The sequence below is a fragment of the Myroides sp. TSA_177.3 genome (assembly GCF_052691955.1).
Map to the genome: position 1 here is coordinate 87,964 of NZ_JBQZGD010000006.1, position 11,771 is coordinate 99,734.

General features: G+C 34.9%; 7 protein-coding genes. 5 read left to right on the forward strand and 2 right to left on the reverse strand.

Annotated elements, in window-relative coordinates; translation table 11 throughout:
* Nucleotides 1-451: 451 nt before the first annotated feature.
* The 3 genes from rnr (at nucleotide 452) to ACUTSE_RS08040 (ending at nucleotide 4,086) form a co-directional block, all read left to right on the forward strand.
* A complete protein-coding gene (rnr, locus tag ACUTSE_RS08030) occupies nucleotides 452-2,629 on the forward strand; it encodes a ribonuclease R (RefSeq protein ID WP_445639831.1) in 2,178 nt (725 codons plus the stop codon).
* A gap of 1 nt (nucleotide 2,630) precedes the next feature.
* On the forward strand, nucleotides 2,631-3,299 hold the full coding sequence (locus tag ACUTSE_RS08035; protein WP_445639832.1) for a head GIN domain-containing protein: 669 nt from the start codon (nucleotides 2,631-2,633) through the stop codon (nucleotides 3,297-3,299).
* Between the two features lie 109 nt (nucleotides 3,300-3,408).
* Nucleotides 3,409-4,086, forward strand: coding sequence for a LysE family translocator (locus ACUTSE_RS08040; protein ID WP_115092062.1), 678 nt, complete (start codon nucleotides 3,409-3,411; stop codon nucleotides 4,084-4,086).
* A gap of 783 nt (nucleotides 4,087-4,869) precedes the next feature.
* On the opposite strand, the gene ACUTSE_RS08045 is transcribed toward ACUTSE_RS08040, so the two are convergent.
* Nucleotides 4,870-5,652, reverse strand: coding sequence for a hypothetical protein (locus ACUTSE_RS08045; RefSeq protein WP_445639833.1), 783 nt, complete (start codon nucleotides 5,650-5,652; stop codon nucleotides 4,870-4,872).
* Nucleotides 5,653-5,899: 247 nt separating this feature from the next.
* On the opposite strand from ACUTSE_RS08045, the gene ACUTSE_RS08050 reads away from it, so the two are divergent.
* Nucleotides 5,900-7,963, forward strand: coding sequence for an ATP-dependent nuclease (locus tag ACUTSE_RS08050; RefSeq protein WP_445639834.1), 2,064 nt, complete (start codon nucleotides 5,900-5,902; stop codon nucleotides 7,961-7,963).
* Nucleotides 7,954-9,657 carry a UvrD-helicase domain-containing protein gene (locus ACUTSE_RS08055; protein WP_445639835.1) on the forward strand — a complete coding sequence of 568 codons (1,704 nt, stop codon included), beginning with the start codon at nucleotides 7,954-7,956 and terminating at the stop codon, nucleotides 9,655-9,657. The genes ACUTSE_RS08050 and ACUTSE_RS08055 overlap by 10 nt, the downstream gene beginning before the upstream one ends.
* A 170-nt stretch (nucleotides 9,658-9,827) precedes the next feature.
* Here the strand turns inward: ACUTSE_RS08055 and ACUTSE_RS08060 are convergent, their stop codons facing one another.
* Nucleotides 9,828-11,765 (reverse strand): restriction endonuclease, encoded by a 1,938-nt coding sequence (locus ACUTSE_RS08060; protein ID WP_445639836.1) that lies wholly within the window; start codon nucleotides 11,763-11,765, stop codon nucleotides 9,828-9,830.
* Nucleotides 11,766-11,771: the final 6 nt, after the last annotated feature.

An 11,771-nucleotide genomic window follows, 5' to 3' on the forward strand; every position in this document is an offset into this window, starting at 1 on the left:
AAACTCCAAGCATACTCCAAGGAATGTCGAACAAAACCCAATTCAGAACAGTTCGACACACGAACAAGAATGATGTGTGTTTCTAATTTAGGAAAAAGGTGTGATTCATTCCCTTATTTCAAATGCATTTTAAGAGAAAAAAGAAATAAATGCGGGCTAAATGAGAAAAAAGAAATACTTTTGACCTCAGTTTTCCAAGTGAATTACACTTTTTAAGGAATTTGACGAGAAAAAAACCATTGAAAAGACTTAGACCTCAACTGATTTTTCTTGAATCCTTTACCAAAAAATGAAAAACTATATTTTGATATAGTGAAGATTAGCACACTTTTTAGCCCAAGTAATTCACAATAATAACACAAAAAACAGACTTTTGTTCCTTAGAATAAAGAGTATTTCGTACATTTAAACAACTTTCCATAGCCAATAGGCTGGGAAAAAAACTCAAAAAATGGCAAAAAAAATTAAACATAAAAAGAAAAAACAATTTGATTTTTCGAATAAGATTTTAAAATTTTTAGGAAAAAATCCTTCAAAATCTTATAACTATAAACAAGTGGCTGCCCAATTAGAAGTAGTAGATACCCAAGGCAGAAATGAAATTATTAAAGAACTTAAATTCTTACTTTCCAAAACCCTAATTGAAGAAGTTGAACTAGGGAAATATCGCTTTGTACCTAAAGCAAATTACGTGGAAGGTCATATTGATATGACAAGTAAAAAAACTGCGTATTTAGTTAGTGAGGAGTTAGAAGAAGATGTATTCATCCCAACGAACAATCTAAATAAAGCATTGGATGGCGATTTAGTTAAGGCTTATATCTACAACAAGCGAAAAGGAAGAAAACCAGAAGGAGAAGTTGTGGAAGTTTTAGAACGCCACCGCACGCAATTTGTTGGAGTTATTGATATCCAGAAAAACTTTGCTTTTGTTACTACGGCAGATCCAAAAATGTATACGGATATCTTTATCCCAAAAGACAAGTTTTTAGGTGCACAACCAGGAGATGTTGTTTTGGTTGATTTAGAAGATTGGCCGGAAAAAGCAGACAGTCCGTTTGGTAAAGTAGTCAAAGTATTAGGAAAGCAAGGGGAACACAATACAGAAATCCACGCTATTCTAGCAGAATATGGATTACCTAATGAATTTCCGAAAGAAGTAGAAGAGTTTGCCAACAAACTAGACACTTCTATTCAAGAAGAAGAAGTAGCGAAACGCCGTGATATGCGTGAGGTATTAACCTTTACCATTGACCCGAAAGACGCGAAAGACTTTGATGATGCCTTGTCTTTCCAAACGTTAGAAAACGGAAACTATGAAATTGGAGTACACATTGCAGACGTATCACACTACGTACGTGAAGGTACAATCTTAGACGATGAAGCCTTTCACCGTGCTACTTCTGTGTATTTAGTGGATCGTACGGTTCCAATGTTGCCGGAAGTATTATCGAATTTCGCATGTTCACTTCGACCACATGAAGATAAATATACTTTCTCAGCAGTGTTTGAGATGAATGCAAAAGGCGAGCTTGTCAATTCTTGGTTTGGTCGTACGGTAACACATTCTGATCAACGTATGGCCTATGAAGAGGCACAATACATCATCGAAACACAAGATCGCACCGTTCCAGAATCAATTTCAATTACTGGAGAAGTGCAGGAAATCAGTGAAGAAGTGGCACATGCAGTACTAACGCTGAATAAATTGGCGCATATTTTACGTCAAAAAAGAATGAAAGCAGGGGCTATATCGTTCGATAAGGTAGAAGTAAAATTCAACTTAAACAGCGAGAGCGAACCTGTAGGTGTTTTCTTTAAGGAAGCGAAAGACGCCAATCACTTGATTGAAGAATTCATGTTATTAGCTAACCGCAAGGTGTCTGAATTCATAGGTAAACAAAAGAAAACGTTTGTTTATCGTATTCACGATGAACCCGATCAAGATAAATTATTCGGTTTACAAGCGATAATTTCAAGATTTGGGCACTCGTTAAACTTTAAATCTCGAGATACAATTTCTAAATCGTTAAATGAGCTATTGAAAAACGTCCAAGGGAAAAAGGAACAAAACTTGGTTGATACGTTAGCGATTCGAAGTATGAGTAAAGCGAGTTATTCGACTCAAAATATTGGACACTACGGTTTAGCATTCGATTACTATTCACACTTTACATCGCCAATTCGTCGTTATCCAGACGTGATGGCTCATCGTTTATTGGAATTTTACCTACATGGTGGGAATTCAGTAAATGCGGAAGAGTATGAAACGAAATGTAAGCACTGTTCAGCGATGGAGAATCTAGCAGCCAATGCAGAGCGCGATAGCATCAAATACATGCAGGTTAAATACATGCAAGATCAAAAAGACAAAGCGTTCACTGGAGTTATCTCAGGCGTTACCGAATGGGGAATTTACGTGGAAATCATTGAAAATAAATGTGAAGGAATGGTGCGTATACGCGAGATCAAGGAAGATTATTATGTATACGATGAAAAACAATATGCATTAATTGGTCAAGCGACACACAATATTCTCCAATTGGGTGATACTGTTGTTGTTTCGGTTAAAAATGCAGATTTAGTAAAAAAACAATTAGACTTTAATTACATACAAAAACTAAGCTAAGATGAAGAAAATTGCTTTATTATTTGTTGCACTTTGTGGAACTATCGGTTTTGCACAAGAAGTAAAAGAAGTAGGGGAGTTTAAGCGCGTAAATGCTTTTGACAAGATTGAGCTAACCTTAATTCCCGCGAAAGAAACAAAGATGGAGGTTTCTGGAAGTAATACAGAAGAAGTCACTTTTGTAAACAAAAATGGAAATCTGAAAATTAAAATGAATTTTGCTAACAGTTTCCAAGGAGGGAACACCCAGGTGAAATTGTATTATAAAGAGTTGGAGGAAATCATTGCAGAAGAAGGCGCTAGTATTGAGAGTAAAGAGGTCGTAAAAGCGACAAACTTAACGATTCACAGCAAAACGGGTGCTTCTGTAGCCTTAAAAGTGGAAGCTGAAAAATTAACGGTGAGAAGTTATACAGGGGGTACAATTAGCCTAACTGGAAAGACGAATACACAAGATATTTTAGCTAATGCTGGAGCTACGGTCTACAATGAGAAATTAAAAAGTAACCAAACTACTGTAACCGTAAATGCTGGTGGTATTGCCAAAGTAAACGCAACGGATTTCGTAGATGCTAAGACTAGAGCAGGAGGAGAAATTATCATCTTCGGCAAGCCTAAAAAAATAAATGAAAAGGTGGTAATGGGCGGTAGCATTAAGAAAGAGAACTAAAAGTATTTATTTTTTTACTGCGCTAATGTCATAAAAAGCCGTACCTTGCAATAGGTAATTAACATAGGTGCCAATATATCAAGTATATTGGCATTTTTAATTGTGGTAAATGATCGATGATTTAATTACAGGTGTTACCTTAGGTTTCTTCCTAAGTTTCATGATTGGGCCTGTTTTTTTTATTCTTATTGAAACAAGTATAACAAGGGGAATTCGAGCAGCTCTTGCTTTTGACATGGGCGTAATTCTCGCCGATGCTTTGTTCTTCACCATCGCTTTTTTTAGTAGTTTTCGCTTAATCAATTCCATCAAAGATGATCCTGCTTTATTTATTTTTGGCGGATTATTGATGTTGACGTATGGGATTATTTCCTTTGTTAAGCTCAAGAAAGTGCAAGTACACACCATTCAAATTGCACCGCCTAACCTAAAAAGAGAATACCTCAACTTATTTGTTAAAGGGTTCTTGTTGAACTTTATCAACGTAGGGGTTTTAGGCTTTTGGCTGGCAATTATCATCACGTTAGGCCCTCAGATGGATATGGATACCGAACGTATGTTTATCTTCTTTTTATTCGCTATTAGTGCCTATTTTATCACGGATATATTCAAAATATTATTGGCAAAGCAATTGAGAAAGAAACTAACCGCTGAAAACATCCTCAAAGTGAAGAAAATCAGCAGTATTCTACTGATCATTTTTGGCTTTGTTATCATGATTAAAGCCTTTATTCCAACATCAGCTAAAGAATTAAACCTACCTCTCCCAAAAATAGAACGAAAATAATAGAGATAAAAAAAGGAAGCCATTGGCTTCCTTTTTTGTTGTGTACTTATTTAACAATCTATTTTTCAATCAACAAACGAAAGCGATTCCCCAAAATTGATGAAAACAAAAAAGCCCTAACTTTCGTTAGAGCTTTTAGTAAGTCGTCCTGTCGGGACAATTTTCGAACCATTTTCTAGAAGATTTGAGGAAATTGATCTCAGAAGATGATTATTTCAGTTTTTAAAATTTATTTTTTGAACAAAGTATACATCTTCCAATGCTATCTAAAAAAATAGCTGCATTAATTTGCAGCTATATAAAATTTGTCTTTAAAGATGATTCAACATCCAATAGTCTATTTTTTTGAACTCTTGGAAGGCTTCAGACTTGGGGTATTCCCGGGAGTACTTTTGTTATCCCGTTGTCGACGATCCGGCTTTCCTGTTGAATCTGCAATTCTTTTTGGACCTGGTTTTAATGCCATAATTCACCTCCTTTATTTAAGTTATTACATAATACCGAATTTAATAAAATATAAGATTTTAAACAAGCATTGTATTTTATTAAAATACTTATATCAGAGTGAGTTGTCCCATCCATAAAGAATTTATTTCCTATATATTTTCCATTAATAAAGGAAGCTACAGAATATACTCCAATCTCGCTAACAATTTCCGTGGTAATAGCCTATTTAAGTATTTACCAAATTAAATTAGTCACACTATAGCCTTACTTTGGAACTTAAAAGGTAAGGCTATAGTGTGACATATTTTTTTTATCTATTTTTTCATCGATTGACTTTTAATTGAGCTTAAAGCCTTGCTTATCTGCTTCTGTAGCCAGGTCAATAACATTATGAATTAAGAATGCCTCAATCAAAGAAAATGCATAGTCCCGATCAAGGGGCAACATATCTAGTTTTAAAACTTCGTCAATGTATTGATCAGGATTCCATAACTTACGTACCAATTCGGGATGTGTAGGCTCTATTGTTTCCAATATATTCTCAAATTTTTTGTTTGCTATTTCAATAAACTCTTTACGATCTGATTCCGATAACGGTAACGCAGAAATTTGCACAGAAATTTTGTTCTTCTTGGGTTTAATTATATGTTTTTCATTTGAGAGCTTTTTATTTCTAACCAAACGGTAGTCGTAGCCATCACTTTGATGTCCATCTACTTCATCAAAGACTGCTTTGAAAATGTCCAGTTTAGACTCGTCATCAAATAAAAAACCTTTTTCATGTTCTTCGCCCGAGATATAAATATCCCACTCTATAACACTTATCTTGTGCATGTTGTCAAATAATAATTTTGATAATTCTTGAGCCGAGGGAGAAGCTTTCAGCATCTCGGTCCATCTTGTAAATCCCGCCAACTTTGCAATGTAGTGCTGCGCATTCATTAGGCTGAAATTATCCTCATCGATATCATAATCGAGAATTAGCACATCTACGTCGAAAAACTTTGGCGCATATTCATACAAATTGCGACCATAATTAGGATCAAAATAACTTTTTTGGGTTTTAAAATCTTTGTAAAGATTTTTTGCTTGGAGTTTGAAGTACTCAATAGTTTTCATAATACATTCCTTTTGTACCAGCTTTACTATCCTGAATTTTTGCGTTCGTAATCTTGTTTGGATAATAAGCAGGTCGGTTTGCATTATTAAACTATTGGCTGATGAAATCTTTGCACGAACGAGCGAGCTTGCCAACAAGCATATGCAATTTTAGTAATAAAATCTAAAGTTACCAAACTTATTGTAGAAGCTTAGTATTATAAACTGATTAACTATATCTTTATATTCTAATATTAACTTGGTTAAGATGTACATCAACAGTATAAGAATTGAGGGATTTCGGAATTTCAAGGACAGTCAAATTGAATTCAATGAAGGTGTGAATATTATTATTGGACATAATAACGCTGGAAAAACAAATCTCTTAAGAGCATTGTCGCTTATTTTAGACAATAAAACTTCAAGAAAATTAGAGATTGATGATTTTAATAAAAACATCCCCATTTCTGATTTACGCGCCCAACCCCCAAAAGTTACTATAACGCTATCAATTTCAGAAAGTCAGAATGAGGATCTCACAGCGGATGATTTGGTAACGGTGTCACCATGGTTGACAAAATTGGAATCTCCATATAATGCAATGCTAACATACGTTTTCTTTTTACCCGAATCAGAGCACACCGAATATTTGGAAGCTTTAGCGGGTGAAACAGATATGAAGACGGCATGGTTAAAAATCAAGCATGACTTTCTCAGGAAATATGTACATAAGATTTATGGAGGAAATCCCGCACTCCAAAGTCAAGCGGAATCAGAAAATCTACAAAAATTCGATTATCAATTTTTGCATGCAATAAGAGATGTTGAAAGAGATATGTTAACCGGTAGAACTTCCTTGCTACGTGAAGTAATAGATTTCTTTATGGATTTTCAGATAAAAAATGATGTCTCAAAGGATAAAGCTACCAAACACTCCGAAATAATAGCTCATAAGCGCACGTTCTCTACTGATGCATTAAATCTGATAACCCAACTTCAGAACAGGATGAAAGAGGGGCGTGACCATATAATGAAATATGCAGATGAAACTGGAGCGGCATTCGATGGCGCAAAACCTGGCTTTGACGGACAGATATCTGAAATTGAAATGTACTCCGCTTTAAAATTGATAATAACTCATACGACAGGCATCGAGATACCTGCAACCCATAATGGATTAGGCTATAACAATCTGATTTACATGTCCCTTTTGTTAGCCAAAATGCAGGTGGATACCAATGGTGATTATCTTGGAAGCAACGCCAAAGTATTTCCGGTATTGGTAATTGAGGAACCTGAAGCACATCTACATCCATCATTACAATATAAACTGTTGCGATTTCTTCATTCAACAGAAACTCAGAATGCAAGACAGATTTTTATAACCAGCCATTCCACAAACATAACCGCTGCCGTATCGCTTGATCAGATCATTTGTCTAAGTGGTGATGCGGGAGGGAAAGTAAACATAGGTTATCCGGGGAAGGTATTTACGAATGATGTAGCAGGAAATAATTCCAAAGCCTATGTTCAACGTTTTTTAGATGCGACGCGCTCTGATATGCTTTTTGCAAGGAATATTATATTGGTTGAAGGAATTGCCGAACAAATTTTGATACCTACGTTAGGTCGATACATCGGTAAAAATATAGAGGACACACACACCGTCGTAATCAATGTAGGAGGAAGATATTTTGATCATTTTCTTAAATTATTTGATTCGAATAATGCCCATACAATCCATAAAACTGTAGCGTGTATTACTGATCAAGATCCCTCCAGAAAAAAATTAGGCATTAACGAAAAGCATAAAAAATGCTATCCCTTTGAACTTAATCAAGATAATGCAAATTACGAATACAAGATATCCGGAGATCCACCGATTGCGCAATATGCGACCCATCCTAATATTCGTTTTTTCTCTCAGGATGCTGTTTTTGGAAAGACCTTAGAATACGAGCTGATGTTTTCAAATCCTTCATGTGAAATGCTTATAACAGATAGCGTTTCAAATCAGACAGAATTGACAGCAATATCAACACATATTGCCAAAGGTGAGAAGGTTGCTGACGTCGTAACAGCGAGTACCATGCACAAAAGCGATGAAAATACTCGTATTACAGATTCTCTATTAAATTGTAATGCCGCCGGATGGGACGAACCTACTAAAATGAAAGCGCTACTGGCAGCAAGGTATTTGAACAGTTTGTCCAAAGGGGGAAATGCGTTAGAAATTGCCGCTAAATTAGAAGATAACCTGCAAAGCCAAACTCCTATTTCATTTGTTGTTCCAACCTATCTTAAAGATGCAATAATTTGGTCATGTCAGTAGTTATAGATTCAAATAGTATATTACAGAATATTGAAGAGCATTTCAAAGTATTTGCTGGGCCCGGCGCAGGAAAAACACAGTTTCTCGTAAATCATATAAAAAATATTCTGAATAACAGTAACAGATTAAAAATTCAGAGAAAAATTGCTTGTATAACCTATACCAATATTGCCACTGAGACAATTCTTAAAAGAGTCGGCGATCATGGTGGAAGACTGGAAATAAGCACTATACATAGTTTCTTATATACGCATCTTATTAAACCATATATCCACATAATTGCCCATGATTATGATTTAGATGCGACGAACCTAAATGGACACGATGAAATTGTTTTGAGCGGATATCAGACTATACAGGATTGGAAAGTAAAGACTGGTCAACTACGTTTGCGAGATGATGAAAAGATTGTTGAAACATGGCAGAGCCTGAAATGGAAATTTGACACAGCAAATCCAGAGCATTTAATTATAAGACCTCCATATCCTGTACAATACTTCAGTAATGATGGTTATCTGGAATATAAAAAAATGTTGTGGTCTAAGGGACTTCTGCACCATGATGATGTACTTTTTTTTAGCTACGAGCTGGTTAGAAAAAAACCATTCATATTAAAAGTGTTAAGGGCAAAATTTCCATATTTCTTGGTAGATGAATTTCAGGATACCAGTCCAATTCAAATTGCACTTCTGAAATTGATAGGTGTTGACGAAACCATTATTGGTGTTGTCGGTGATGAAATTCAGTCGATATATTCTTTTTTAGGTGCCGTTCCTGGTCAGCTGAATAGTTTTTCATTACCAAACATAGCAGAATATGAGATCTTGGGAAATTGGAGAAGCACCAATCAAATAGTTGGACTACTAAATACGATCAGGCCAAACTTAACTCAACAACCTTTAAGGAATATATCCGGTTCAACTCCAACTATTATTGTCGGCGACAAACTTAGTGCCCTATCTACTATTGCCAATAGATATCCAGATCTTGAGGTATTCTCGTTATGTAGAGAGAATACAACTGCTAATGCTTTACAGAAGGGCCTAGGTATTAACGTTCACAACGATCTTCTACAACAATTAAAATCTGCTGATAGTTCATCTGATAGGCGTCGAATAATTTCCGATTCGATCAAAGCGATCGAATATGCAAGACTTGGATATTTTAAAGATGCTCTTAAGACACTAGGACGATCGTTCAACAGAAATAAAACATTGGACAATCAGAAACAGACTTTAGAGGCTTTAAAAAAGCTGCTTAATAACTACGATAGCTTTGCCAACGATAATTTATCAGGTTTAGTAAATTTTGTTAGGACTAACATTAAAACAGTTTCGGCGCTCAGGTCAGGAGGCGCTTTCAATTTCTACTCATCAACACCTTACACACATGCTGCCATAGCAGTGAAAAACCTATATGAAACGGGTACCTGTAGGACAATTCACAAATCCAAGGGAGATGAATTCGAATGTGTGCTTGTTGTTCTGGAAGCAAGGCGAGGTAGCGCTTTCAATGAGAATACAGTATTATCATTTTTATTAAATCCCAATTTACTTTCAAATGAAGAGCATCGGGTAAATTACGTCGCTCTTAGTAGAGCCCAAAATCATTTATACATATCTACTCCCACTTTGTCTGCAGCAAATGAAACATCTTTAAGAGCTTTAGGTATTGAGGTAGAGCGACTTACATAACTAAAGAATATATTAAAAATTGATTACAAAAAGGAGAGTATTAAATTTCGCCTTCCTTTTGAGAGCCTGCTTTACATCATCCAACTCCCACTCCACCTGCTTTATGGGAGTACTATAGAACACTTAATTTAGCTCTTAACGTTTTTTGGCAATATAGAATAATTAAAAATCTATAAATTAAATTTCTCAAAATCAATCTGCTCATTTGAAATAATAAATCGTTCTATTGCGTTATATACATTTTTAAACTCTTCGATGTTTCTTAATGCAAGTGAATTGCTACAGCATACGTCTGCATCACGAAATCTTAAATTAATTGAATATGGCTTGTTCAATATTCCAATATCTAACATTTTTTTCCCTCTGATGGTCATTATGTCAGCGAGCATATTAGGGAGTTCTGATGTATGAGATTTTATTTCACTATTACCACCTGCATTATCAAATCCATTTATGTTCTCATAATACCATTTAAACTCTAGAAGTTTCATTGCTTTATCCACATCAATCAAAGCATCGTTTGATAAATCTTTAGACAACCAAAAAATACGCGAGGATAAATCAATTGGAAAGATTAAATTATTCAGTTCAGATGTAATTTGATATGTTGGAGGAGGCATGTCAGTACGAATATTATCCAATAATTCGTCTCTATCTTCTTCACGAACGTCTAACATTTGTAAGCCTAATACTTTGAGTTTTGATTCTATATAACTTATACTTTTGTCATCTACATCAGGAGGAATACCCCAGAGCAGCGTATCATCATTGTATTGAATAGCAACCCATTCGTGATTTATTATTCTACGAACCCTCATCATCAAATGACTATCAATCCCCTTTACTGCTTTAAAAGAATACGTTTTATATTTTTCTAACTGTGCCAAATGGACTATTTGCTGTTCATAAACATAATAAGGGTTTATAGGTTGATCAAATAACTGTATTACCTGAATTCCAGCAGTTTTGTCAATAAATATTGAATCTTCATCCTCATCATTTGATTTCAAGTTGAAGTAGGTAGGATGCAGTGAGATGTAATCGATCTCAGAGGTTATTTCATTACTAATTTTTACGAATGTTTCTGCCGCATTTAGAGTTATTTGACGAGTTTCACCCAGATCATGAAGAAAAATAAAACTTTTAGCCTGACTAGCGACTAAGTGCCACCAGCTATTTTCGGCTACCGATTGTAATGTGTCTTGTAATAAAAATCGGACAATAAGCGGTATGATTTCGTTAGGTGAATACTTTGCATTTTGAGATATAATCACCTCTATACTAATACAATATTGTGGGGTATTAATAAATTCACCAGCTTTATTCCTAACAGAATAGTTTATATTAAGTTTTGAGGGAATTAAAAACCATTTTTCTATACAGAATTCAGTCTCATCTTTTAATTTACCAAAGTACTTTCCATCGCTTGATTCATGTATTTTTTTTAAAGCAACTAATTGATCTAGGATAGAATCGAAACAGTTACTGCTATTAGAACTTTCATCTATTGGCATATTTTGAACAGACAGCTCAAATTTAAAATTTCTAAGCCCATGTGTTTGCCCTAAATTTCCAAACCATTTATTAAGAATATCCGAATTGTTTTTGATTTTATCCCATATCTTATTATCATTCCAATATTCAACAACAAGAGGATCCGATGCTTCCGGCCAACCCCTTAGATACTCTTTGTCTGTTACATATTTTTTTGCTTGAGGTGTTAAATCTGTATTTGTTACAAAAATAGCATGCTTACAGTTTTTCCGAAGACAAGCGGAAACAATACGATCAAGTTCATCACCTGAGTAATGAGAATTAATATTTATACTGTGTTTACACTGTATCAAACATCGATGACCATCCGGAGTCATTGTTAAGATGTCCTGCTTCTCATCACCAGGTCCATCTGTAATATCTATGATGGTATGTTTTTCAATTTTGACTAATATATCCTTTATAAATTCAGGAAATTTATCGAAGCCTATTTGACTAAGGAATTCAAATATAGATTCTTTTTTGGGACTAGTAATAATGAAGTCTTTATCGTCAGGAATAGTATGATAAAATTGTTGTGTCATGCCTCCAACAATGCGTGTCTTCTTTGCCATATAAAT